General features: G+C 60.1%; 37 protein-coding genes. 8 read left to right on the top strand and 29 right to left on the bottom strand.

Features of this window, described 5'->3' with window-relative positions; genetic code table 11:
• Positions 1 to 43: 43 nt before the first annotated feature.
• Both HPQ62_RS16640 and HPQ62_RS16635 read left to right on the top strand, forming a co-directional pair.
• On the top strand, positions 44 to 421 hold the full coding sequence (locus HPQ62_RS16640) for a lysozyme inhibitor LprI family protein (protein WP_342343726.1): 378 nt from the start codon (positions 44 to 46) through the stop codon (positions 419 to 421).
• 136 nt (positions 422 to 557) lie between these two features.
• A complete protein-coding gene (locus HPQ62_RS16635) occupies positions 558 to 992 on the top strand; it encodes a hypothetical protein (protein ID WP_174803695.1) in 435 nt (144 codons plus the stop codon).
• 212 nt (positions 993 to 1,204) lie between these two features.
• Here the strand turns inward: HPQ62_RS16635 and ilvD are convergent, their stop codons facing one another.
• A complete protein-coding gene (gene ilvD, locus HPQ62_RS16630) occupies positions 1,205 to 3,040 on the bottom strand; it encodes a dihydroxy-acid dehydratase (protein WP_174803694.1) in 1,836 nt (611 codons plus the stop codon).
• Between the two features lie 312 nt (positions 3,041 to 3,352).
• On the opposite strand from ilvD, the gene HPQ62_RS16625 reads away from it, so the two are divergent.
• The 6 genes from HPQ62_RS16625 (at position 3,353) to HPQ62_RS16600 (ending at position 7,166) form a co-directional block, all read left to right on the top strand.
• Positions 3,353 to 3,613, top strand: a complete 261-nt coding sequence (locus HPQ62_RS16625) for a PepSY domain-containing protein (protein WP_244629749.1) — start codon at positions 3,353 to 3,355, stop codon at positions 3,611 to 3,613.
• Position 3,614: 1 nt separating this feature from the next.
• Positions 3,615 to 4,253: a cytochrome b/b6 domain-containing protein gene (locus HPQ62_RS16620; protein WP_174803693.1), complete on the top strand. Its 639-nt coding sequence runs from the start codon at positions 3,615 to 3,617 to the stop codon at positions 4,251 to 4,253.
• Positions 4,250 to 4,780, top strand: coding sequence for a helix-turn-helix transcriptional regulator (locus HPQ62_RS16615; protein ID WP_174803692.1), 531 nt, complete (start codon positions 4,250 to 4,252; stop codon positions 4,778 to 4,780). The genes HPQ62_RS16620 and HPQ62_RS16615 overlap by 4 nt, the downstream gene beginning before the upstream one ends.
• Positions 4,781 to 4,932: 152 nt before the next feature.
• The gene (gene msrP / locus HPQ62_RS16610) at positions 4,933 to 5,910 is read left to right on the top strand and encodes a protein-methionine-sulfoxide reductase catalytic subunit MsrP (RefSeq protein ID WP_174803691.1); all 978 of its coding nucleotides are present in this window, start codon (positions 4,933 to 4,935) and stop codon (positions 5,908 to 5,910) included.
• A gap of 8 nt (positions 5,911 to 5,918) precedes the next feature.
• On the top strand, positions 5,919 to 6,596 hold the full coding sequence (msrQ, locus tag HPQ62_RS16605) for a protein-methionine-sulfoxide reductase heme-binding subunit MsrQ (protein ID WP_174803690.1): 678 nt from the start codon (positions 5,919 to 5,921) through the stop codon (positions 6,594 to 6,596).
• 6 nt (positions 6,597 to 6,602) lie between these two features.
• Complete coding sequence (locus HPQ62_RS16600) at positions 6,603 to 7,166, top strand: ATP-binding protein (RefSeq protein WP_174803689.1); 564 nt, start codon at positions 6,603 to 6,605, stop codon at positions 7,164 to 7,166.
• Positions 7,167 to 7,375: 209 nt separating this feature from the next.
• On the opposite strand, the gene rplQ is transcribed toward HPQ62_RS16600, so the two are convergent.
• The 28 genes from rplQ to HPQ62_RS16460 form a co-directional block, all read right to left on the bottom strand.
• Complete coding sequence (gene rplQ / locus HPQ62_RS16595; RefSeq protein WP_174803688.1) at positions 7,376 to 7,798, bottom strand: 50S ribosomal protein L17; 423 nt, start codon at positions 7,796 to 7,798, stop codon at positions 7,376 to 7,378.
• A 45-nt stretch (positions 7,799 to 7,843) separates the two neighbouring features.
• Positions 7,844 to 8,854 (bottom strand): DNA-directed RNA polymerase subunit alpha, encoded by a 1,011-nt coding sequence (locus HPQ62_RS16590; protein WP_174803687.1) that lies wholly within the window; start codon positions 8,852 to 8,854, stop codon positions 7,844 to 7,846.
• A gap of 97 nt (positions 8,855 to 8,951) precedes the next feature.
• Positions 8,952 to 9,341, bottom strand: coding sequence for a 30S ribosomal protein S11 (gene rpsK / locus HPQ62_RS16585; RefSeq protein WP_018065590.1), 390 nt, complete (start codon positions 9,339 to 9,341; stop codon positions 8,952 to 8,954).
• A gap of 208 nt (positions 9,342 to 9,549) precedes the next feature.
• Positions 9,550 to 9,918: a 30S ribosomal protein S13 gene (rpsM, locus tag HPQ62_RS16580; protein WP_174803686.1), complete on the bottom strand. Its 369-nt coding sequence runs from the start codon at positions 9,916 to 9,918 to the stop codon at positions 9,550 to 9,552.
• Between the two features lie 236 nt (positions 9,919 to 10,154).
• Positions 10,155 to 10,805 (bottom strand): adenylate kinase, encoded by a 651-nt coding sequence (locus tag HPQ62_RS16575; protein ID WP_174803685.1) that lies wholly within the window; start codon positions 10,803 to 10,805, stop codon positions 10,155 to 10,157.
• Entirely contained in the window at positions 10,802 to 12,139 is a 1,338-nt protein-coding gene (gene secY, locus HPQ62_RS16570; RefSeq protein WP_174803684.1) for a preprotein translocase subunit SecY, read from the bottom strand. Before secY ends, HPQ62_RS16575 begins: the two co-directional genes overlap by 4 nt.
• A 219-nt stretch (positions 12,140 to 12,358) precedes the next feature.
• Complete coding sequence (gene rplO, locus HPQ62_RS16565) at positions 12,359 to 12,835, bottom strand: 50S ribosomal protein L15 (protein ID WP_174803683.1); 477 nt, start codon at positions 12,833 to 12,835, stop codon at positions 12,359 to 12,361.
• Positions 12,836 to 12,849: 14 nt separating this feature from the next.
• A complete protein-coding gene (gene rpmD, locus HPQ62_RS16560) occupies positions 12,850 to 13,050 on the bottom strand; it encodes a 50S ribosomal protein L30 (protein WP_174803682.1) in 201 nt (66 codons plus the stop codon).
• Between the two features lie 12 nt (positions 13,051 to 13,062).
• The gene (gene rpsE, locus HPQ62_RS16555) at positions 13,063 to 13,635 is read right to left on the bottom strand and encodes a 30S ribosomal protein S5 (protein WP_174803681.1); all 573 of its coding nucleotides are present in this window, start codon (positions 13,633 to 13,635) and stop codon (positions 13,063 to 13,065) included.
• Positions 13,636 to 13,794: 159 nt separating this feature from the next.
• Complete coding sequence (rplR, locus tag HPQ62_RS16550; RefSeq protein WP_174803680.1) at positions 13,795 to 14,157, bottom strand: 50S ribosomal protein L18; 363 nt, start codon at positions 14,155 to 14,157, stop codon at positions 13,795 to 13,797.
• A 12-nt stretch (positions 14,158 to 14,169) separates the two neighbouring features.
• Positions 14,170 to 14,703, bottom strand: coding sequence for a 50S ribosomal protein L6 (gene rplF, locus HPQ62_RS16545; RefSeq protein ID WP_174803679.1), 534 nt, complete (start codon positions 14,701 to 14,703; stop codon positions 14,170 to 14,172).
• Positions 14,704 to 14,745: 42 nt separating this feature from the next.
• A complete protein-coding gene (rpsH, locus tag HPQ62_RS16540) occupies positions 14,746 to 15,144 on the bottom strand; it encodes a 30S ribosomal protein S8 (protein ID WP_174803678.1) in 399 nt (132 codons plus the stop codon).
• 12 nt (positions 15,145 to 15,156) lie between these two features.
• Positions 15,157 to 15,462, bottom strand: a complete 306-nt coding sequence (gene rpsN / locus HPQ62_RS16535; protein WP_174803677.1) for a 30S ribosomal protein S14 — start codon at positions 15,460 to 15,462, stop codon at positions 15,157 to 15,159.
• A 33-nt stretch (positions 15,463 to 15,495) separates the two neighbouring features.
• The gene (gene rplE, locus HPQ62_RS16530; protein ID WP_174803676.1) at positions 15,496 to 16,053 is read right to left on the bottom strand and encodes a 50S ribosomal protein L5; all 558 of its coding nucleotides are present in this window, start codon (positions 16,051 to 16,053) and stop codon (positions 15,496 to 15,498) included.
• Positions 16,046 to 16,357 carry a 50S ribosomal protein L24 gene (gene rplX / locus HPQ62_RS16525; protein ID WP_174803675.1) on the bottom strand — a complete coding sequence of 104 codons (312 nt, stop codon included), beginning with the start codon at positions 16,355 to 16,357 and terminating at the stop codon, positions 16,046 to 16,048. The genes rplE and rplX overlap by 8 nt, the downstream gene beginning before the upstream one ends.
• 13 nt (positions 16,358 to 16,370) lie before the next feature.
• Positions 16,371 to 16,739, bottom strand: a complete 369-nt coding sequence (gene rplN / locus HPQ62_RS16520; protein ID WP_018065603.1) for a 50S ribosomal protein L14 — start codon at positions 16,737 to 16,739, stop codon at positions 16,371 to 16,373.
• A 344-nt stretch (positions 16,740 to 17,083) separates the two neighbouring features.
• Positions 17,084 to 17,329: a 30S ribosomal protein S17 gene (rpsQ, locus tag HPQ62_RS16515; RefSeq protein WP_174803674.1), complete on the bottom strand. Its 246-nt coding sequence runs from the start codon at positions 17,327 to 17,329 to the stop codon at positions 17,084 to 17,086.
• 21 nt (positions 17,330 to 17,350) lie between these two features.
• Positions 17,351 to 17,551, bottom strand: coding sequence for a 50S ribosomal protein L29 (gene rpmC, locus HPQ62_RS16510; protein ID WP_174803673.1), 201 nt, complete (start codon positions 17,549 to 17,551; stop codon positions 17,351 to 17,353).
• Positions 17,552 to 17,563: 12 nt separating this feature from the next.
• Positions 17,564 to 17,977 carry a 50S ribosomal protein L16 gene (rplP, locus tag HPQ62_RS16505; RefSeq protein WP_018065606.1) on the bottom strand — a complete coding sequence of 138 codons (414 nt, stop codon included), beginning with the start codon at positions 17,975 to 17,977 and terminating at the stop codon, positions 17,564 to 17,566.
• 36 nt (positions 17,978 to 18,013) lie between these two features.
• The gene (gene rpsC, locus HPQ62_RS16500; protein ID WP_174803672.1) at positions 18,014 to 18,727 is read right to left on the bottom strand and encodes a 30S ribosomal protein S3; all 714 of its coding nucleotides are present in this window, start codon (positions 18,725 to 18,727) and stop codon (positions 18,014 to 18,016) included.
• Positions 18,727 to 19,110 (bottom strand): 50S ribosomal protein L22, encoded by a 384-nt coding sequence (gene rplV / locus HPQ62_RS16495; protein ID WP_174803671.1) that lies wholly within the window; start codon positions 19,108 to 19,110, stop codon positions 18,727 to 18,729. The genes rpsC and rplV overlap by 1 nt, the downstream gene beginning before the upstream one ends.
• Before the next feature lie 2 nt (positions 19,111 to 19,112).
• The gene (gene rpsS / locus HPQ62_RS16490) at positions 19,113 to 19,391 is read right to left on the bottom strand and encodes a 30S ribosomal protein S19 (RefSeq protein WP_024708105.1); all 279 of its coding nucleotides are present in this window, start codon (positions 19,389 to 19,391) and stop codon (positions 19,113 to 19,115) included.
• A 15-nt stretch (positions 19,392 to 19,406) separates the two neighbouring features.
• The gene (gene rplB, locus HPQ62_RS16485) at positions 19,407 to 20,243 is read right to left on the bottom strand and encodes a 50S ribosomal protein L2 (RefSeq protein ID WP_174803670.1); all 837 of its coding nucleotides are present in this window, start codon (positions 20,241 to 20,243) and stop codon (positions 19,407 to 19,409) included.
• 41 nt (positions 20,244 to 20,284) lie between these two features.
• The gene (locus HPQ62_RS16480; RefSeq protein ID WP_174803669.1) at positions 20,285 to 20,578 is read right to left on the bottom strand and encodes a 50S ribosomal protein L23; all 294 of its coding nucleotides are present in this window, start codon (positions 20,576 to 20,578) and stop codon (positions 20,285 to 20,287) included.
• Positions 20,575 to 21,195: a 50S ribosomal protein L4 gene (gene rplD / locus HPQ62_RS16475; protein ID WP_174803668.1), complete on the bottom strand. Its 621-nt coding sequence runs from the start codon at positions 21,193 to 21,195 to the stop codon at positions 20,575 to 20,577. The genes HPQ62_RS16480 and rplD overlap by 4 nt, the downstream gene beginning before the upstream one ends.
• The gene (gene rplC / locus HPQ62_RS16470) at positions 21,195 to 21,890 is read right to left on the bottom strand and encodes a 50S ribosomal protein L3 (protein ID WP_174803667.1); all 696 of its coding nucleotides are present in this window, start codon (positions 21,888 to 21,890) and stop codon (positions 21,195 to 21,197) included. Before rplC ends, rplD begins: the two co-directional genes overlap by 1 nt.
• A 123-nt stretch (positions 21,891 to 22,013) precedes the next feature.
• On the bottom strand, positions 22,014 to 22,322 hold the full coding sequence (gene rpsJ / locus HPQ62_RS16465) for a 30S ribosomal protein S10 (protein ID WP_018065614.1): 309 nt from the start codon (positions 22,320 to 22,322) through the stop codon (positions 22,014 to 22,016).
• A 144-nt stretch (positions 22,323 to 22,466) separates the two neighbouring features.
• Positions 22,467 to 22,591: EF-Tu C-terminal domain-related protein (locus tag HPQ62_RS16460; RefSeq protein ID WP_483308175.1), on the bottom strand; the 125-nt coding region annotated here is incomplete at its 5' end.

Below are 22,591 nucleotides of genomic sequence, written 5' to 3'. Positions count from 1 at the left end.
GTGCGCGATCTCGTTCCCGGAAGACCAAACAGGAGGAAATACCGTGACGCCCAAACTCGCCTCGAAAACCGCAGCCCTGGCACTTGCCGCTTCTGTCGCCCTCGCGGGCTCTGCCGCTCTGCTGCCGGTCACGGCAAATGCCGCGAGCTTCGACTGCAGCGCCTCCGGTCTGACGCCGAACGAAAAGACGATCTGCGGCAATCTCACGCTCAACGATGACGACGTGAAGATGGCGACGATGTACACCATGCTGAAAGGCCTGTTCGCCATGGGCGTTTCCGGCAACATGGCCGACGACCAGAAGGCCTGGCTGCAGACCCGCGAGGCATGCGGCACTGATGTGAGCTGCACAGAAAAGGCATACGACACCCGCATCGACCAGTTGCAGAAGCTCTATGACGGGATCGACAAGCCTTTGTGATTGTTGCGGTTCCAAGTCGGGCTTCTCGGCCGCAATACACGCGACTTGTCCCTTCTGGCTTTTAGAGGTTAGTTTGAAGTAACGGGAGCGGTTGCCGCGAGATGACCGGACAACCGCCCCGCCGGAGAAACTTGCCATGCCTCGACACACGAAATGGTGCCTGACTATCCTCGTACTGGCTTCGCTGACGAGTGCGGGTGGGTGCGCACGCATCCCGGAAACTGATGTCGATTTTGTCGAGCGCCAGATCCCAATTGGAGAAGACGCGTCTACTGCCCGTTTAGCTCTGGAAAGACGAGGCTTCGCTCAATCTGAGCTCCTTGGCAGAATCGATTATGGCTATAATGAAACTACGAAGCAGGCTGACAAACGGCCAGTGGAACTGCGGGAACTGGCCCGGAGAAATATCGGGTTTGTCGATCTGAAAGGTGAGCCTGCGGGGCAGCTATCCTGCTTCGCCAAAGACTACAGCGCGTTCCTCGCCAGGGGACGGCGAATGATCTGCTGGACCGTGGACAAAGACAACCTCATCACCTGGAGACAGGCAGGCTGGGTGGGCGTAACCTTGTAGCGCTTTTGCCCAAACCGTGCTTCAAAACTACTTTGATGCCGGAGGCACCGTATGCGATATCTTCGAAACGCGAATTCCCCAGGAAAGGCGTTCGTCGGGTGCCAAGATGAAACTCATCCGAGCGTGCGTAATCAGCCTCATAGCATCCAGACGCAAAAAAGGCGCAGCCCTCACGGACCGCGCCTTCTGCATTCTTAAAACCAATCCCGTGCCTATTCCGGCAGGATCCGCACCGCGCCCTTGTCGGCGCTGGCGGCGAAGGCGGCGTAGGCCTTCAGCGCGGTCGTGACCTTGCGGCGGCGAGGCGCTTCCGGCTTCCAGCCCTTTTCGTCCTGCGCGCTCCGTCGGGCTTCAAGCTCGGCAGGCGAGACGCGCAGCGAGATCGTGCGGCCCGGAATGTCGATGTCGATCATGTCGCCCTGACGGACGAGACCGATCGTGCCGCCCTGGGCTGCTTCCGGCGAGACATGGCCGATCGACAGACCGGAGGTGCCGCCCGAAAAGCGGCCATCGGTGATCAGCGCGCAATCCTTGCCGAGGCCCTTCGACTTCAGATAGCTGGTCGGGTACAGCATTTCCTGCATGCCCGGCCCGCCCTTCGGCCCTTCATAGCGGATGACGACGACGTCACCGGCCTTGACCTCGTTGGAAAGAATGCCCTTCACCGCGGCGTCCTGGCTTTCATAGACGACCGCCGGACCGGAGAATTTCAGGATCGACTCATCTACGCCCGCCGTCTTCACGATGCAGCCGTCGAGCGCGATATTGCCCTTCAGCACCGCAAGTCCGCCATCCTTCGAGAAGGGATGCTCAGCATTGCGGATCGCGCCGGAAACGCGATCGAGATCGAGTTCCGTCCAGCGGCGCTCCTGCGAGAAGGCCTGCTGCGACGGCACGCCGCCCGGCGCGGCCAGGAAGAAGTTGCGCACGCTTTCCGAATTGGTGCGCACGATATCCCACTGGTCGATGGCATCACCCAGCGTGGCCGAATGCACGGTCGGGCTGTCGCGCTTGATCAGCCCTGCCCGGTCGAGTTCGCCGAGGATCGCCATGATGCCGCCGGCGCGGTGAACGTCTTCCATATGGACGTCGTTCTTGGCCGGCGCGACCTTGCAGAGACACGGGACGTGGCGCGACAACCGGTCGATGTCGTCCATGGTGAAATCCAGTTCCGCCTCATAGGCCGCCGCCAGAATGTGCAGAACCGTATTGGTGGAACCACCCATGGCGATATCAAGCGTCATCGCGTTTTCGAAGGCAGCCTTCGATGCGATGTTGCGCGGCAGCGTCGTCTCGTCGTCCTGCTCGTAGTAGCGGCGCGCCAGATCGACGATCTGATGGCCGGCCTCGACGAACAGGCGGCGGCGGTCGGCATGGGTCGCCAGCGTCGAGCCATTGCCCGGCAACGACAGGCCAAGCGCTTCCGTCAGACAGTTCATCGAATTGGCGGTGAACATGCCTGAGCAGGAGCCGCAGGTGGGGCACGCAGAGCGCTCGATTGCCTGAACGTCGGCGTCTGAATATTTGTCATCGGCGGCGGCCACCATGGCATCGACCAGATCGAGCGCCTGTTCCTTGCCGTTCAGCACAACCTTGCCGGCTTCCATCGGCCCGCCGGAAACGAAGATCGTCGGGATGTTGAGACGCAGAGACGCCATCAGCATGCCGGGGGTGATCTTGTCGCAGTTCGAGATGCAGACCATCGCATCGGCGCAATGGGCGTTGACCATGTATTCGACGCTGTCGGCGATGACCTCACGTGAGGGCAGCGAATAGAGCATGCCGTCATGGCCCATGGCGATGCCGTCATCAACGGCGATCGTGTTGAATTCCTTGGCAACGCCGCCCGAGCTTTCGATCTCGCGGGCCACGAGCTGGCCGAGGTCCTTCAGGTGGACGTGGCCGGGCACAAATTGGGTGAAAGAATTGACGACGGCGATGATCGGCTTGCCGAAATCACCATCTTTCATGCCGGTTGCGCGCCAAAGACCGCGCGCGCCGGCCATGTTTCGACCATGGGTCGTCGTTCTGGAACGATAGGCAGGCATGGGGCTTCCTTTCTAAAATGGGCGTTTCAGCACATATGACCTTTCAGGTCCTCCTCAATGTGCGCCTGCGCTTCACGCAGATATCGCCGCTTGTGGGTGGTGGTAACCCATATTGACAGGACTGTCACTATCGGTTGGCGACAAAACGGTACTCTCCGGTACGGTTGCGGTGAAAACGCGAGCCAGCCTCATAAGCAATCGCTTACGCGGGCCAGGCTCAGCCATAAGCAGATGGACGGCGAGGCCTTCAGACAGCAGATCGAGGCTGTTGCGTGCCACTTCCGGCGCGCCTTCCCAAGAAAGGAAACGCTCATGATCCGTTCCATGGTTCTCGCGGTGTCGCTGATTGCCGCCCCTGTCGCCGCCCTCGCAATGCCCGCCGTCGGCGATATCGTCGGCACCAATCCGACCGATGCTGCCGCCGCCCTGCAAAAGGCTGGCTGCAACCTCAAGGGCTTCGAAGCCGAAGGCGGCATGATCGAGGCGAAGTGCTATGATGAGAACAAGAAGATGCACGAAGTCTACATCAACCCGAAGACCGGTGCGATCGCCAGAATTTCCGGGAAAGACTGAAATGTCGACCGGAAGCCGAACAGGGACAGGGGCAGCGGTTGCCCCGCCCAACCCGTGGGACCCGGTGGTGCGCCTCAGCCACTGGCTCATCGCCGCCGCCGTCATCATCAACGGCCTGCTCTCGGAGCCGGGCGGAGCCGTCCACATCTGGATCGGATGGATTGCGATGGCGGTTCTGTTCATTCGACTGGTCTGGGGCTTCATCGGCCCGCGGGAGGCCCGGTTTGCCGCCTTCCTTCCGGATCCGCGCGCTGCGATATCGCATCTCGTCTCGCTGATACATGGCAAGCCGAAGGAATATCCCTCGCACAACCCGGCCGGGGCGATTATGGTCTATGCGCTCTGGGCATGTCTTGCGGTGGTGATCGCGACGGGATTGATAATGACCGACGCGAAAACGCCGATCGCCATCGCAAAGGAGCGGACCGCGGTCGAACAGGGCGACTGGTCCGTGCTTGCAGGGGACAGCGGGGGGGAGGAAACCTCCGAGGACTCGGGCGAAATCGTGAAAGAGATACACGAGACAGCAGCCAATCTGATGCTAATACTGGCACTCGTTCACGTGGCAGGCGTTGCGGCCGAAAGCTACGCACTCAGGAGAAATCTGTTGCGTCCGATGATCAAGGGTCCGCCGCGTTGACGAAAACCCGCAAACCAGCACGGCAAGGGCGGTCGCAAACGATCGCCCTTGCGATCTTCATGATGCTGCAGAGCGTGGCAGCCCTGTTCTTCGTCGCCGATGCCATCCGGGATCTTGCCGATGCGCCGGTGAATGCCGAGTCGATCATCGAGGCGTTGACCGCATTCGTTCTGGTGCTCGGCATCTTCATGGCGGGCTGGCAGCTTCGGCTGACGCTGGAGCGCATGGCAGCACAAGGACGCGCGCTCGATATAGCCCGCGGCGATTTCGTGCGAATCATCGAAACCCAGTTCGACATCTGGGGGCTGACGATGGCGGAGCGGGAAGTCGGCATGCTCGCCCTGAAGGGCATAGATCTGGCGGAAATTGCCCGCCTTCGCGGATCGGCACAGGGAACAGTGCGCGCGCAGATGACCCGGATCTATGCCAAGGCCGGCGTTTCCGGACGTGCACAGTTTGCAGCATGGTTTGTCGAGGAACTTCTGGGAGAGGGAATATCGCAACCTGCGGCCGACCACGAAAGCTGAGAGCTTTTAGCGCCGGCAAAACCATGCCTTGAGCAGCGCTCAAGCCTTTCACGCCCCCTACACAAAAATGTGGTCGCGATGTTTCTTGTGAAAACACAATCTATCAGCGATCCTCCCTCGTAATGAGTTCATCATGAACGGGAGGCATTTCGATGTCCGCTTACAAGCCGCCGCATATTCCCTCTTCACAGATTACGCCCGAACATCTTTATCTGAAGCGGCGTACGCTTCTGGCGGGGCTTGCCGCCGGTGCGACCTTTGCCGCTGCTCCCGGCGCGTTCGCGGCAGGCACGGACCTCGCCCAGGGTGAGGACCTGAAGACGGTCAAGGGCCCGATCGCACCGCCTGCGGACCGCAAGGTCACGAGCTACGAGGACATCACCCACTACAACAATTTCTACGAGTTCGGGACCGGCAAGGAAGACCCCTACCGCAACTCCGGCAAGTTCCAGCCCTACCCCTGGACCTTCGAGATCGACGGCATGGTACAGAAGCCGCAGACCGTCGATATAGAAACCCTGCTGAGCAAGTTCCCGCTTGAGGACCGCACCTATCGCATGCGCTGCGTCGAGGCGTGGTCGATGGTGATACCCTGGGTCGGCATTCCGCTGAAATCGATCCTCGCCATGGCGGAGCCGACGGGCTCTGCGAAATACGTCGCCTTCGAAACCGTGGTGCGCCCGAGCGAGATGCCGGGCCAGAGCGGCTTCGGACAACCCATGCCCTGGCCCTATGTCGAGGGTCTGAGGCTTGACGAGGCCTATCACCCGCTGACGATCATCGCCGTCGGGCTCTACGGCAAGACGCTTCTGAACCAGTCCGGCGCGCCGATGCGGCTGGTCGTGCCGTGGAAATACGGCTTCAAGGGCATCAAATCGATCGTGAAAATGACGCTGACCGACAAGCAGCCGCCCAATAGCTGGAACCTGCTGCAGTCGAACGAATACGGCTTTTACGCCAATGTGAACCCGAACGTGCCCCACCCGCGCTGGAGCCAGGCCTCCGAGCGCGTGATCGGCGAAGGCAGCGGCTTCTTCGGCGGCGAGCGGATCCCGACGCTGATGTTCAACGGCTATGGCGATGAGGTGGCTAGCCTTTACAGCGGCATGGACCTGGCGAAGAACTACTGAGCAGAGCCATGAGCGATATCGCAGCCAAGCGGCGCCCCGCCGCCAAAGCCAACTGGTGGCGCCCCGCCTCCGTCTGGGCACTCTATGCACTCGGGCTGGCGCCTGCCATCTGGTATTTCTATCTCGGCGCCACCAACCAACTCGGCGTCGATCCGGTCAAGACCTTCGAGCATGTGCTCGGCATCTGGGCGCTGCGCTTCATCCTCGCCACGCTCTGCATCACGCCGCTGCGCGATCTCGCCGAGATCAACATGATGCGCTACCGCCGCGCGCTCGGTCTGCTCGGCTTCTATTATGTCTGCTTCCACTTCCTGGTCTATCTCGTGCTCGACCAGCGCATGGATGTCGGCATGGTCATTCAGGACATCATCAAGCGGCCGTTCATCACCTTCGGCATGATGGCGCTCGTGATGCTGATCCCGTTGGCCATAACCTCCAACAACTGGTCGATCCGCACGCTCAAGAAGGGCTGGACGCTGATCCACTCCTTCATCTACGAGATCACCGCCCTTGCCACGCTCCACTTCGCCATGTCCCGCAAGGTCATCGGCCTGGAGATCATGATCTATATCGCGATCGCCGTGCTGTTGCTGGGGTATCGCTTCGCGCGCCCGACGATCATGGCGCGAAGGCGTGCCAAGAAGAAGGCAGCGCGGATGCAGGCCGGCCTCGATCAGGCGAAGTAACCACCCATGACCGTCATTCTGATCGGCGGCTCGTCACATGCCGGCAAATCCAGTCTCGCGAAGCACATGACCGACAAGCGGGGCTGGCCGCTGCAATCGACCGATGCACTTGCCCGCCATCCAGGGCGCCCTTGGCCAGAGCCGCGAGCTGAGATCGCGGAATTCTACAGCCGTCTTTCGCCGGGCACGACTCACTGGCTGCTGCTCGCGCACCACGAAAACATGCGCCCGATGCTGGATGAACTGATCGGCGAAACCGTTCTCCGCAATAAAAATCTCCTGCTTGAGGGCTCGGCATTGAGGCCCGAATATATGGCGGACTGGGCAAGCGCGACTGTGCACTGCGTGTTCCTTCATGCCGACCCCGCTCACATCATCGAACGGATACATGCCGGCAGCCGCTACCACGAACAAAGCCCGAGCCAGCGCGCCCTGATCGACGCCTTCGCCGCGCGGTCGCTGCTCGACAATGATGCGGCACTTGAGAGCGCCCGTGCGCATGGCATCAGGACCTCGTCCGCTGCGACGGAGGACACTGCCGCTGGACTGCTCGCCGGGCTTTTCGACTGAGCCAGCCCTTCGAAAACATCTGTCCTCTGCAACCAGCAGCCTGGCGGTCGTGTTTTGCCTCACGATAGCCCTGCCTCAAGAGGGCGATCGAGAACCGCAAAGCTTCGGTGCAACAGAACGATTGAAAGGGTGAAACACCGCCCCGAAAGCCAAAAAAGCCGGGCGCTTGCGCACCCGGCTCTTCAATTCATATGACCTGAAAGCGCTGCTTACGCTGCTTCCATTTCCGCTTCGGCTTCGACGCGGGCCTTGTCGGCGGCGCCCTTGGCGTTCACGTCGCGGTCAACGAATTCGATCACGGCGATCGGAGCGTTGTCGCCGTGGCGGAAGCCGGCCTTCATGATGCGGGTGTAGCCGCCGTTGCGGTCAACGTAACGCGATGCCAGAACGTCGAAGAGCTTCTTGACGGCTTCGACATCCTTGACCTGCGCGATCGCCTGACGGCGGGCATGCAGATCGCCGCGCTTGCCGAGCGTGACAAGCTTTTCGACGATCGGACGGATTTCCTTGGCCTTGGGCACAGTCGTGACGATCTGCTCATGAACGATGAGCGAGACTGCCATGTTTGCAAACATCGCCTTGCGATGGCTTGCGGTTCTGTTCAGCTTGCGGCCTGCACTTTTATGGCGCATTGCTATTCTCCTTCACTTGCAGGCATCAACCTGCAGTATGACGTGTTAGTACTGATCCTCGTACCGCTTGGCGAGGTCGTCGATATTTTCCGGCGGCCAGGCCGGCACTTCCATGCCCAGATGCAGGCCCATGGAGGCCAGCACTTCTTTGATCTCGTTCAGCGACTTGCGGCCGAAATTCGGCGTACGCAGCATTTCCGCTTCCGTCTTCTGAATGAGATCGCCGATATAAACGATGTTATCGTTCTTCAGGCAGTTGGCCGAACGGACCGAAAGTTCGAGTTCGTCGACCTTCTTGAGAAGGGCCGGATTGAAGGCGAGTTCGGTGACGTCGTCTTCTTCGGTATCCTTCTGCGGCTCTTCGAAGTTCACGAAGACCGAAAGCTGATCCTGGAGGATGCGGGCGGCAAATGCGACCGAATCTTCACCGGTGACCGAACCATCGGTTTCGATGGTCATCAGCAGCTTGTCATAGTCGAGAACCTGGCCCTCACGGGTGTTCTCAACCTTGTAGGAGACCTTGCGGATCGGCGAGTAGAGGCTGTCGACCGGAATGAGGCCGATCGGCGCGTCTTCCGAGCGGTTACGCTCGGCAGGCACGTAGCCCTTGCCGTTGTTGACGGTGAATTCCATGCGGATTTCAGCGCCTTCGTCCAGCGTGCAGATCACGAGGTCGGGGTTCAGGATCTCGATATCGCCAACCGTCTGGATATCGCCAGCGGTGACAACACCCGGGCCCTGCTTGCGCACGACCATGCGCTTGGCCTCGTCGCCTTCCATGCGGATGGCGATTTCCTTGATGTTGAGAACGATGTCGGTGACATCTTCGCGAACACCCGGGATCGACGAGAATTCATGCAGAACGCCATCGATCTGAACCGCGGTCACGGCAGCGCCGCGCAGCGAGGACAGAAGGATGCGGCGCAGCGCATTGCCGAGCGTGAGGCCGAAGCCGCGTTCCAGCGGTTCGGCAACCAGCGTCGCCTTCTTGGGGCCGCTCGAGGTGAATTCCACCTTGGAGGGCTTGATCAATTCCTGCCAGTTTTTCTGGATCATGTTTCTACCTTTCGTTCGCCGCACTATCCAATCGTGACGGCCGAGCTTCGTAGAACCGGGATCTCAAACGAGACCACCGGAGCAAATTGACAGATGATTAGACGCGACGCTTCTTGCGCGGGCGGCAGCCATTGTGCGGGATCGGCGTCACATCGCGGATCGAGGTGATGACGAAACCGGCAGCCTGGAGCGCGCGCAGAGCCGATTCACGACCCGAACCCGGACCGCAGACTTCGACTTCCAGCGACTTCATGCCGTGTTCCTGAGCCTTCTTGGCGCAGTCTTCGGCAGCGATCTGGGCGGCAAACGGGGTCGACTTGCGCGAACCCTTGAAGCCCTTGGCACCAGCGGAAGACCAGGCAATCGCATTGCCCTGCGCATCCGTGATGGTGATCATCGTGTTGTTGAACGAGGAGTTGACGTGGGCAACGCCCGACGAAATGTTTTTACGTTCGCGACGGCGAACGCGTGTGGCTTCCTTGGCCATGGTAGTCCTTTCGTTGATCTCGACACCGCCGTAGCACCAGCGGCTCCACCGGGAAAACCTCGCCCTTGGCGAAAGCTTTCCTGATCCCTTGCATCGCGGTCGGGCTTTCGCCTTCCCGCATCGAGCCCCCGTTTCAGGGACCCGTCATCTACGCAGAAAGCCGGCGCAAACCCGCCGGCTTCTTCCGGAACTGAAATGTCCCGTGAAATTACTTCTTCTTGCCTGCAATCGCCTTTGCCGGGCCCTTGCGGGTACGGGCATTGGTGTGCGTGCGCTGGCCGCGAACCGGCAGGCCGCGACGATGACGCAGACCACGGTAGCAGCCGAGGTCCATCAGGCGCTTGATGTTCATGGAGTTTTCGCGACGAAGGTCGCCTTCCACCATGTAATCACGGTCGATCGCTTCACGGATCTGCAGGACTTCAGCGTCCGTCAGTTCGTGAACGCGGCGCTCGGCCGGGATGGAAACCTTCTCGCAGATTTCCTGAGCGAATTTCGGTCCGATCCCGTGAATATACTGCAGCGCGATAACAACGCGCTTGGCAGTCGGGATGTTGACGCCAGCAATACGAGCCACGCCGATTCTCCTTAGCATTTTTCATTGGCAGTTCGATGTCGCAAGAACTGCCGGTTTCTTTGGCGGCAAGCCGCCATTCATTTGCTCGGCCGCGACCGATATTCGTGACAAGGCGCGTCCTGATCGAAATCAAAAGGACTTTTACAGCCTTGCCCCATGTCGCGAGTTGGAGCGCTCATAGCGGAAACGGCGGCCCTTTGCAACCGATTCCTTTATATTTGTGGCTTTCCAGCCGATCAAAGCGTGGAAAGAACCTTCTCGATGCTGGCGGTCACGTCATCCATGCTGGCCATGCCGTCCACGGAGGAAAGCTTGCCCTTGGCATAGTAGTAACCGATCAGCGGTGCGGTTTCCTTGTAATAGGCTCGCAAACGATTCTCTACCGTCTCGCGATTGTCATCCGGACGGCGTTTGAATTCGGTCGAACCGCACTTGTCGCAGACGCCGTCCACCTTAGGCTTGTGGAACGCGTCATGATAGCCCGTACCGCACTTGGCGCAGCTGTAGCGTCCTGCAATCCGCTCCGTCAGCGCCTCGTCCTTGACCTGGATCTCGATCACCGCGTCAAGCTCGATGCCCTTTGCGGCCATCATCTTCTCGGTGGCGTCCGCCTGCACCAGCGTGCGCGGGAAACCATCGAGAATAAAGCCGTCCTTGCAGTCATCCTGATCGATCCGCTCGGAAACGATCGCGATCACGATGTCATCGGAGACGAGGCCGCCGGCATCCATGACCGCCTTCGCCTGCTTGCCCACATCCGTCTCGGCGGCGACAGCTGCACGCAGCATGTCACCCGTCGAAAGCTGCGGAATACCGTGTGCGGCAACGATGCGCTGCGCCTGCGTCCCCTTGCCGGCGCCCGGCGGTCCCAGAAGTATTAGTCTCATCGTCCCCTCTTTCCTCCCCGCAATTTCGATTTCTTGATCAGCCCCTCATACTGCTGGGCGATCAGATGTCCCTGGATCTGCGACACGGTATCCAGCGTCACGCTCACGATGATGAGCAGCGAGGTACCGCCAAGCGCCAGCGACACACCAGTGCGGGCCACGAGCATTTCCGGCAGGATGCAGACGAAGACCAGATAGACTGCGCCGACGAGCGTGATGCGCGTCAACACGTAGTCGATGTATTCCGCCGTGCGCTCACCCGGACGGATGCCCGGAATGAAGCCGCCATGACGCTTCAGATTGTCGGCCGTCTCCTTCGGATTGAAGACGATCGCGGTATAGAAGAAAGCGAAGAAGGCAATCAGCAGACCATAGACGATCATGTAGAGCGTCTGACCGTGGCCCAGCGCGGCGATGGTCGCGGTTGCCCAGCCCGGCAGCGTCGATTCGGTGAAGCCCGCAAGGGTCGCCGGCAGAAGCAGCAGCGACGAGGCGAAGATCGCAGGGATCACGCCCGCAGTGTTGAGCTTCAGCGGCAGATGCGAGGTATCGCCCTGGAACATGCGATTGCCGACCTGACGCTTCGGATACTGGATCAGAAGGCGGCGCTGGGCGCGTTCGACAAACACGATCAGAGCGAACACGGCAACGACGATCACGAGGATCAGGATTGCGATGAAGGCCGAGAGCGAGCCGACGCGCGACAGTTCCAGCATATTGCCGATGGCCGACGGCAGACCGGCGACGATGCCGGAGAAGATGATCAGCGAAATGCCGTTGCCGATGCCGCGCGAGGTGATCTGCTCACCGAGCCACATCAGGAACATGGTGCCGCCGACAAGCGTGACGACCGTCGACAGGATGAAGAACCAGCCCGGATCGGTCACGAGATTGGCGCCCGCCTGCAGACCGATCGCAATGCCATAGGCCTGCGCCGTAGCAAGCACCACCGTGCCGTAGCGGGTGTACTGGTTGATGATCTTGCGCCCCTGCTCGCCTTCCTTCTTCAGCGCTTCCAGCGACGGTACAACGGCCGTCAGGAGCTGCACGATGATGGAGGCAGAGATGTAGGGCATGATCCCGAGCGCAAAGATCGCCATGCGCTGCACAGCGCCGCCGGAGAACATGTTGAACATGCCAAGAATGCCTTCGGACTGTCCCTTGAAGGCCTGGGCATAGGCGTCGAGATTGATGCCGGGGAGCGGAATGTGCGTACCAAGACGGTACACCAGAAGTGCGAGAAGCGTGAACCAGATCCGCTTCTTCAGATCCGTCGCCTTGGCGAAGGTCGAGAAGTTCAGATTGGATGCGAGTTGTTCCGCTGCAGAAGCCATGCGTATCTCCGCGTCGCCGCACGGCCGCGGGTTTGCGCCCGGTGCGAAAAATTGCCCGATCGTAACAGGCGACATCGCTCCATTGAACGCGGGCCGTCTTCACGATGAACCACCCGCATGGCAAGTTTGAAAAGCCAGCCGGGAGGCCGAGGCACATATGGAAGAAAAAACGCCCGGTGTGAAGCACTCCGGGCGTAGATTTTTCAGTTCGAGGTCGAATTATTCGGCGTTTTTGGCGCCGCCGGCCACGGTGATCGAACCACCGGCCTTTTCGATCTTCTCGATGGCAGCCTTGGAGGCGCCGGCAACTTCAAGCGTAAGCTTTGCCTTGAGTTCGCCGTCAGCGAGGACGCGAACGCCATCCTTGACGCGGCGAATCACACCGGCTTCCTTCAGCGCTTCGGCGGTAACCGTCTTCTTGGCGTCGAGCTTCTTGGCATCGACGGCTGCCTGGAGGCGGCCGAGCGATACTTCAGCGAAGTCCTTCGCGAAGATGTTGACGAAGCCGCGCTTCGGCAGACGGCGGTAGATCGGCATCTGGCCGCCTTCGAAGCCGTTGATGGCAACGCCCGAACGGGACTTCTGACCCTTGACGCCACGGCCGCCGGTCTTGCCGAGGCCCGAACCGATACCACGGCCAACGCGCTTCTTCGAATGCGTCGCGCCTTCGCGATCCTTGATTTCGTTCAGTTTCATGATGTTCTCCCGTCTCACTTCTCGTCGACGACGCGGACGAGATGGGGAATGCTGTTGATCATGCCACGCACGGAAGGCGTATCTTCCAGGGTGCGAACACGATGCATCTTGTTGAGGCCGAGACCGATCAGCGTCTTGCGCTGGACGGCGGGACGGCGGATCGGGCTACCGATCTGCTCAACGGTGACAGTCTTCTTGGTGCTAGCTTTGGCCATTGATGCCTCCCCTTACTCGTCGACGACAGCGCCGGCGGCCTGGCGGCGAGCCTGCAGCGTGGCGTATTTGAGGCCGCGCTGAGCTGCAATGTCCTTCGGATGGACCTGGCTCTTCAGGGCATCAAACGTGGCGCGAACCATGTTGTAGGGGTTGGACGAACCGGTCGACTTGGCAACCACGTCAGCAACGCCCAGCGTTTCAAAAACAGCACGCATCGGACCACCGGCGATGATACCGGTACCGGCCTTGGCGGTGCGCAGCAAAACCTTGCCGGCGCCGTGACGGCCGTTGACGTCGTGATGCAGCGTACGGCCGTCGCGCAGCGGTACGAAGATCATTTCGCGCTTGGCAGCTTCGGTCGCCTTGCGGATCGCTTCCGGCACTTCGCGTGCCTTGCCGTGGCCAAAGCCTACGCGGCCCTTGCCATCGCCGACGACGACGAGAGCGGCAAAGCCCATGCGACGGCCGCCCTTGACGGTCTTGGCGACGCGGTTGATGGCGACGAGCTTGTCTACAAATTCGCTGTCGCGCTCTTCGCGGTTGTTCTGGCGATCGTCGCGCGATCCCCGTCTTTCCTGTGCCATTGTCCTGTTCCTTTTTCTTTTCCGGGTGCAATCGGCATAAGAGAAAGCCGCTAGCCCTCAGGCGTGGCGGCCGGTGAAACACCGGGCGACTTGGCTCTTGAAGAACAGTATCGTCCCGATGCGGGAGAAGCGCGCGTTGCCGCGCGCCTCAAGTCTTGATCAGAAGCTCAGACCACCTTCGCGGGCACCATCGGCAAGAGCCTTGATGCGACCGTGAAAGATGAAGGCGCCGCGATCGAACACGACTTCCTTGACGCCGGCCTTGGTGGCGCGCTCTGCAACGAGCTTGCCAACGGCCTCGGCGGCTGCGCGATCGGCCCCCGTCTTCAGGTCGCCGCGGAGCGAAGCGTCGAGCGTCGATGCGGCAGCCAGCGTGCGGCCGGCAACATCATCGATGATCTGGGCGTAGATGTTCTTCGAAGAACGATGAACCGACAGACGCGGACGGCCGTTTGCGACCTTCTTGAGCTGTCGACGCACGCGGCTGGCGCGGCGTGCAACTGTTTCTTTCCTGCTAGCCATGTCGCGTGATCCTTACTTCTTCTTGCCTTCCTTGCGGACGATGCGCTCTTCCGCGTATTTCACGCCCTTGCCCTTGTAGGGCTCGGGACCGCGATATTCGCGAATGTTCGCAGCGACCTGACCCACCTGCTGCTTGTCGATGCCGGTGACGGTGATTTCCGTCGGCTTCGGGCAGGCGAGTGTGATGCCTTCCGGCGGCTGATACACAACTTCGTGGGAGAAGCCGAGCGAGAGCTGCAGGTTCTTGCCCTGCATCGCCGCGCGGTAACCAACGCCGTTGATCTCGAGCTTGCGCTCGTAACCGTCGGTGACACCCTTCATGATGTTCTCAACCATCGTCCGGGACATGCCCCACTTGGAGCGGGCTTCCTTGGACTGGTTGATCGGAGAAACGACGATCGCGCCGTCTTCCATCGAAACGCTGACTTCGTCATTGGCGACGAAGAACAGTTCACCCTTCGGGCCCTTGGCAGTGATCTTCTGGCCGTCTACCGACGCAGTCACACCCTTGGGAACCTGAACGGGCTTTTTACCGATACGAGACATTTTGTTTACCTGTCTGTTTCGCTAGGAGGATCTGCTCAGGTCTTAGAAGACCGAGCAGAGTACCTCGCCACCAACATTCTGTTCGCGCGCCTGGTGATCAGCCATCACACCCTTGGGGGTGGAGAGGATCGTGATACCCAGACCGTTTGCGATCTGCGGAATGGACTTGACCGAGACATAAACCCGGCGGCCCGGCTTGGAAACGCGGGCGATCTCGCGGATCACCGAAGCGTTTTCGTAGTACTTCAGCTCGATTTCGATCTCGGACTTGCCGTTGTCGAAGTCGGTCTGGGTGTAGCCGCGGATGTAGCCTTCTGCCTGCAGCACGTCCAGAACGCGGGCACGCAGCTTGGAAGCCGGCGTGGTCACGGAAGACTTGCGGCGCGAGGCACCATTGCGGATACGGGTGAGCATATCACCCAGGGGATCAGACATTGCCATCGAAACGCCTCCTTACCAGCTCGACTTGACAATACCGGGCACTTTGCCGGTGTTGCCGAGGTCACGAAGTGCGATACGGGACATGCCCAGCTTGCGGTAATACGCACGCGGACGGCCAGACACTTGGCAACGGTTGCGGATGCGCGTCTTGGAGCCGTCGCGCGGCATGTCGGCAAGCTTCAGGGTAGCGCGAAAGCGCTCCTCGATCGGAAGCTTCTGGTCCATGATGATCGCCTTCAGCGCGGCACGCTTTTCAGCATCCCGTGCAACCGTCTCGCGGCGGCGCTTATTTTTCTCGACTGCGCTTACTTTAGCCATGTCGTTGTTCCTTTTCTACGCTCGTCGTTACGGTTACTTGCGGAACGGGAAGTTGAACGCTGTGAGCAGCGCCCGTGCTTCGTCGTCCGACTGAGCCGTCGTGCAAACGATGATATCCATGCCCCACATCTGATCGACCTTGTCGTATTCGATCTCAGGGAACACGATGTGCTCCTTGATGCCCATGGCGAAGTTGCCACGGCCGTCAAAGCTCTTCGGATTGAGACCCCGGAAGTCGCGAACGCGCGGAAGCGCGATGTTGATGAGGCGATCAACGAATTCATACATGCGTGCGCCGCGCAGCGTCACCTTGGCGCCGATCGGCATGCCTTCGCGGACCTTGAAGCCTGCGATGGAGTTGCGCGCATGGGTGATGATCGCCTTCTGGCCGGCAATTGCCGAAAGATCGGCAGCAGCGGTTGCGGGCTTCTTCGAATCGCCCACAGCTTCGCCGACGCCCATGTTGATCACGACCTTGTCCAGGCGCGGGATCATCATCTCATTGGCGAAGGAGAACTGCTCCTGCAGCTCAGCGCGGATCTTTTCGCCGTAAACCTTCTTCAGGCGCGGCTCGTACTTTGCTTCAGCCATCGATCACATCTCCCGAACGCTTTGCATAGCGCACCTTCTTGTCGCCCTCGATCTTGAAACCGACGCGGGTCGGCTTGCCGTCCTTGGGATCGGCAATGGCGAGGTTCGACAGATGAACCGGCGCTTCCTTGGTGATGATACCGGCTTCGGCGGTCTGCGTCTGGCGCTGGTGGCGACGCACGACATTGATGCCGGACACGACGGCGCGGTCTTCCTTCGGGAACACCGAAACCACTTCACCGGTGCGGCCCTTGTCCTTGCCGGCGATGACGACAACCTTGTCGCCCTTCTTGATTCTCTGCATTTTCCGCGCTCCCTTACAGAACTTCAGGAGCCAGGGAGATGATCTTCATGTGGCTCTTGGCGCGCAATTCACGCGGCACTGGCCCGAAGATACGCGTACCGATCGGCTCTTTGTTGTTGTTGATCAAAACGGCAGCGTTGCCGTCGAAGCGGATGACCGAGCCATCAGCGCGGCGGATGTCCTTTGCCGTGCGAACGACAACGGCCTTCATCACATCGCCCTTCTTGACGCGCCCGCGCGGAACAGCCTCTTTTACGGATACGACGATGATGTCGCCGACGGAGGCATATTTACGCTTGGAGCCGCCCAGAACCTTGATGCACATGACACGACGTGCGCCGGAATTATCCGCCACGTCGAGGTTTGTTTGCATCTGAATCATATCAGGTCGCCTTCTTGTTGTTACCGGCCCGGTTGGGATACCCCCTAGACCAGCTTAATCGACACGTATCGAAGCGCCCGCCTGCCCTTCATCAAGGCCTGCGGCCGCTCAAATTCCTTACCCGGCCATCGCGTCGCCTTGCGGCGGCACGGTTTCAAGAGCCGGAGCGTCTTGGTGTAGCGTCTTTCAGGGCCGCCATTCGGATCGAGATCCTCCCCAAAGGGGTAGCGCCCTTACGGAAAAGGCCGCCCGTTGCCGGACGCCCTTTGCACTTCTGCCGTGCTACATACAGAAATTTCGCCAAAGCGCAAGGGCTGTGGCGAAATACTGCCTGTATTTCCGGATCAAGCGTCGGCGGAAACGGTGGAAACCACCGTCCAGCGCTTGTCCTTCGAGATCGGGGCGCACTCCTGGATGAATACGGTGTCCCCGGTCTTGTACTGGTTTTCGGCGTCGTGCGCCTTGTACTTCTTCGAGCGGCGTACGGTCTTCTGAAGCAGCGGGTGGGCGAAACGACGCTCTACCCGGACGACGACCGTTTTATCGTTCTTGTCGCTAACGACAACGCCTTGCAGGATGCGTTTAGGCATTTTCTTGTCGGTCCCTTACGTTCAGGCCTTGGAGGCCGAAGCCTTCTGGCTTGCGATTGTCTTTACACGCGCGATGTCGCGACGAACCTGCTTGATGCGGCCCGTCTGTTCCAGCTGGCCGGTCGCCTTCTGAAAGCGCAGGTTGAACTGCTCCTTCTTCAGCTTGACGAGTTCGTCCTTGAGCTGGTCTTCCGTCATGGCGTGTACGTCAGAGGTTTTCATCAGTACCACTCCTTATTCGGCGATGCGCTGGATGAAGCGGGTCTTGACCGAAAGCTTGGCTGCGCCGAGACGCAGGGCTTCGCGGGCAATGTCTTCGCTCACGCCGTCGATTTCGAACATGATCCGGCCCGGCTTGACCTTGGCTGCCCAATAGTCAACGCCGCCCTTACCTTTACCCATACGCACTTCGGTCGGCTTCGAGGTGACCGGAACGTCAGGGAAAATACGGATCCATACGCGGCCGGCACGCTTCATGTGACGGGTGATCGCGCGGCGGGCCGCTTCGATCTCACGTGCGTTGACGCGGTTGGGTTCCTGCGCCTTCAGCCCATATTCACCGAAAGCCAGGTCGCTGCCGCCCTTGGCAACGCCATGGATGCGGCCCTTGAACTGCTTGCGGTACTTTGTACGCTTTGGCTGCAACATTTTCTTCTATCTCCGAACTTCGCGGAACGCCTGAAATCAGGCGTTCTCGCGGCGGCGATTGTTGCCGCTGTTACCCTTGTTGTCGCCTTCGGTGGCGCGACGCTCGGAGGCCATCGGATCGTGCTCAAGGATTTCGCCCTTGAAGATCCAGACCTTGATGCCGCAGATACCGTATGCGGTTTCAGCTTCAGCCGTACCGTAGTCGATGTCGGCGCGCAGCGTGTGAAGCGGAACGCGGCCTTCGCGGTACCATTCGGTACGAGCGATTTCCGCGCCGCCGAGACGGCCGCCGCAGACGATACGAATACCTTCAGCGCCCATGCGCATCGCGGTCTGAACCGAACGCTTCATGGCGCGGCGGAACGCGATACGGCGTTCCAGCTGCTGAGCGATCGACTGAGCGACGAGCGTGGCGTCGGTTTCGGGCTTGCGCACTTCAACGATGTTGAGGTGCATTTCCGAATCCGTCATCGTGGCGAGCTTGCGGCGCAGCTTTTCGATGTCAGCGCCCTTCTTGCCGATGATCAGGCCCGGACGCGCCGAGTGGATCGTCACGCGGCACTTCTTGTGCGGACGCTCGATCACGACCTTGGAAATGCCGGCCTGCTTCAGTTCCTTCTGGATATAGCTGCGGATCTTCAGGTCTTCGTGAAGAAGCTTGCCATATTCGTGGTTGTCTGCGAACCAGCGGCTATCCCAGGTGCGGTTGATACCGAGGCGGAAGCCGATCGGATTGATTTTCTGACCCATTATGCGGCCTCCTCTTCGACTTCGCGAACGACGATCGTCAGGTGCGAGAACGGCTTCAGGATGCGCGATGCACGGCCACGACCACGAACCATGAAGCGCTTGGCGACAATCGACTTGCCGACATAGGCTTCCGCGACGATGAGCTGGTCAACGTCGAGATCGTGGTTGTTTTCAGCGTTCGCGATCGCCGATTCCAGCGTCTTGCGAACAGTCTCGGAAACCCGCTTCTGCGAGAATTCGAGTTCGGCCAGCGCCCGGTCAACCTTCTTGCCGCGGATCATTGCGGCGACGAGGTTGAGCTTCTGCGGGCTGACGCGGATCGTGCGCGTAACAGCCTGCGCCTCATTTTCCTTAAGCCGACGTGCGGCTTTTGTCTTGCCCATTGTTACTTCCTCTTCGCCTTCTTGTCGGCGCCGTGACCATAATAGGTACGGGTCGGCGCGAATTCGCCGAACTTGTGGCCGACCATCTCTTCCGATACCGAAACCGGAATGTGCTTCGAACCATTGTAGACGCCGAAGGTGAGGCCGACGAACTGAGGCATGATCGTGGAGCGACGGCTCCAGATCTTGATCACTTCGTGGCGGCCGCCTTCACGAACCTTCTCAGCCTTCTTGAGAAGATAGCCGTCAACAAACGGTCCCTTCCATACTGAACGAGCCATTTCAGACTACCTCTCTTATTTCTTCTTCTGGTGGCGCGAACGCATGATGAACTTGTCGGTCGACTTGTTCTTGCGCGTACGCTTGCCCTTGGTGGGCTTGCCCCAGGGCGAGACCGGGTGACGACCACCCGAAGTGCGGCCTTCACCACCACCGTGCGGGTGGTCGATCGGGTTCATGACGACGCCGCGAACATGCGGACGCTTGCCCCGCCAGCGCGAACGACCGGCCTTGCCGTCATTCGTGTTGGAATGGTCGGGGTTCGATACAGCGCCGATCGTTGCAAGGCAAGAGCCCGGCACCAGACGCTGTTCACCGGAGTTCAGGCGAAGGATCGCCATGCCCTGGTCGCGACCGACGAGCTGAACGTAGGTGCCTGCCGAACGGGCGATCTGGCCACCCTTGCCCGGCTTCATCTCGACGTTATGCACGATCGAGCCGACCGGAATGTTCTGCAGGGGCATCGCGTTGCCCGGCTTCACGTCGATGGCGCTGTCGGAAGCCGACACCTTGTCGCCAACTGCCAGACGCTGCGGGGCCAGGATGTAGGCCAGTTCGCCGTCTGCATAGTTGATGAGCGCGATGAAGGCCGACCGGTTGGGGTCGTACTCAAGACGCTCGACCGTGCCCTCAACGCCGAACTTGCGACGCTTGAAGTCGATCATGCGATAGGTGCGCTTGTGGCCACCGCCCTGGAAGCGCGCCGTAACGCGGCCGTAGTTATTGCGGCCGCCCTTGGACGACAGGCCCTGCGTCAAAGCCTTGACGGGCTTGCCCTTGTAAAGCTCCGAACGCTCGACGATCACCAGCTGGCGCTGGCTCGGCGTTGTCGGATTGAATGTTTTCAATGCCATTTTCTCATTCCCTATTGGGTCTTTACCCTAACGGGTCTGTTTCAAACGCCGGTCGTCACGTCCACGGACTGGCCTTCAGCCAGGGTGACGATCGCCTTCTTGACGTCCTTCTGCTTGCCGGAGAAATTCCGGAAGCGCTTGATCTTGCCCTTGCGAACAAGCGTGTTGACGGCCTTGACCTTCACGCCGAAGAGACCTTCGACAGCGGCCTTGATCTCCGGCTTGCTTGCATCCTTGGCAACATTGAACACGATCTGGTTGTTATCGGAAACCAGCGTGGACTTCTCGGTGATGACCGGCGAAACGATCACGTCGTAATGGCGGATATCGCTCATTTGAATCGCTCCTCCAGAGCTTCGACCGCAGACTTCGACAGCACGAGCTTGCCGCGGCGCAGGATGTCATACACATTGATGCCCTGAACCGGCAGAACATCGATATTCGGGATGTTGCGGGCAGCAAGCTTGAAGTTGCCATCCACTTCCGCACCGCCGATGATCAGCGCATTGTCGAGCCCGAGACCGGAGAACTGCGACAGCAGCGCCTTGGTCTTGGCTTCCTTTGCAACCAGATCGTCGATGATGATCAGGTCTTCGGACTTGGCCTTGGTCGAAAGCGCATGCTTCAGAGCAAGCGCACGAACCTTCTTCGGCAGATCGTGAGCGTGATCGCGCACAACCGGACCATGGGCAACACCACCGCCGCGGAACTGCGGCGCACGCTTGGCGTGGTGGCGGGCGTTACCTGTGCCCTTCTGCTTGTACATCTTGGCGCCGGTCAGAGAAACTTCCGAGCGGCCCTTGACCTTGTGCGAACCCTGACGCTTGGCAGCGAGCTGGTAGCGCACCATGCGGGCGAGGATGTCTTCGCGCGGCTCGAGGCCGAAGATCTCGTCCTTCAGGCTGACCTTGCCGGCGTCCTTGCCCTCAAGTGTTTTAACTGTGAGATCCATTATTCGGCTCCATTGGTTTCAGCCGCACGCAGGCCTGCAGGCCGCGGCGCATTTTCAGGAACACCGGACTTCACGGCATCGCGAACCACGATCCAGGCGCCCTTCGAACCGGGAACGGCACCCTTGACGAGGATCAGGCCGCGCTCTTCATCGGTGCGGACAACCTCGAGGTTCTGCGTCGTGACGCGGGTCTGGCCCATGTGGCCAGCCATGCGCTTGCCCTTCCAGACCTTACCCGGATCCTGGTTGGAACCGGTCGAGCCGTGCGAACGGTGCGAAACCGATACGCCGTGGGTGGCGCGCAGGCCGCCGAAGTTGTGGCGCTTCATCGCACCGGCAAAACCCTTACCGATGGTGGTGCCGGTCACGTCGACGAGCTGGCCGGAAACGAAGTGGCTGGCCGTCAGTTCGGCGCCAACATCGAGGAGGTTGTCTTCCGACACGCGGAATTCAACGAGCTTGGCCTTCGGCTCAACCGAGGCTGCAGCGAAATGGCCGCGCAGTGCCTTCGAGGTGTTCTTCACCTTCGAACGGCCGGCGCCGAGCTGAACGGCGGTGTAGCCGTTCTTTTCCTTGGTGCGCGTGGAAACGACCTGGCAGCCGTCCATTCGCAAAACTGTTACAGGGATATGCTCTCCTGCGTCTGTGAAGACGCGGGTCATTCCCACCTTCTGTGCTATCACACCTGAACGCATCGGTTCGTTCCTTTTAGAGTTCCGGCAAAGACCAGAGGCCCTTGCGTGTCTCCGTTTGGGACATCCTCACGCCATTCACGGCGCAATCGATTGGTCCCGTTTAATTATCCCTCGCCCTGAAGATCAGAGCTTGATTTCTACGTCCACGCCGGCAGCCAGATCGAGCTTCATCAGCGCGTCAACGGTCTGCGGAGTCGGGTCGACAATATCGAGCAGGCGCTTGTGGGTGCGCATTTCAAACTGCTCGCGGCTCTTCTTGTCGATATGCGGACCACGGTTGACCGTGAACTTCTCGATCCGCGTGGGAAGCGGAACCGGACCGCGAACATTGGCGCCGGTGCGCTTTGCCGTCGAAACGATTTCACGCGTCGAGGCATCAAGGATCCGGTGGTCAAACGCCTTCAGGCGGATGCGGATATTCTGGCCGTTCATGCGACTCGTCCTTGTCTTGTTCTTATCAGCGCCGTCTCTCACAGATCAGGCGTGTTGTTAACTTGCAGCCCAGGCTTTCCAAATATCTGCAGGGGCGGATAACCCGCCCCGTGCATATTTGCAACCAGCCCGAAGGCCAGCCGCTTACTTGATGATCGAGGCGACGATGCCGGCGCCGACGGTACGGCCGCCTTCGCGGATAGCGAAGCGCAGCTTTTCTTCCATCGCGATCGGAACGATCAGCTCGACGTCAACCGTGACGTTGTCGC

Source organism: Martelella limonii, from assembly GCF_013344475.1.
Classification (GTDB): domain Bacteria; phylum Pseudomonadota; class Alphaproteobacteria; order Rhizobiales; family Rhizobiaceae; genus Martelella; species Martelella limonii.
This window is presented reverse-complemented; position numbering and strand designations above follow the sequence as displayed.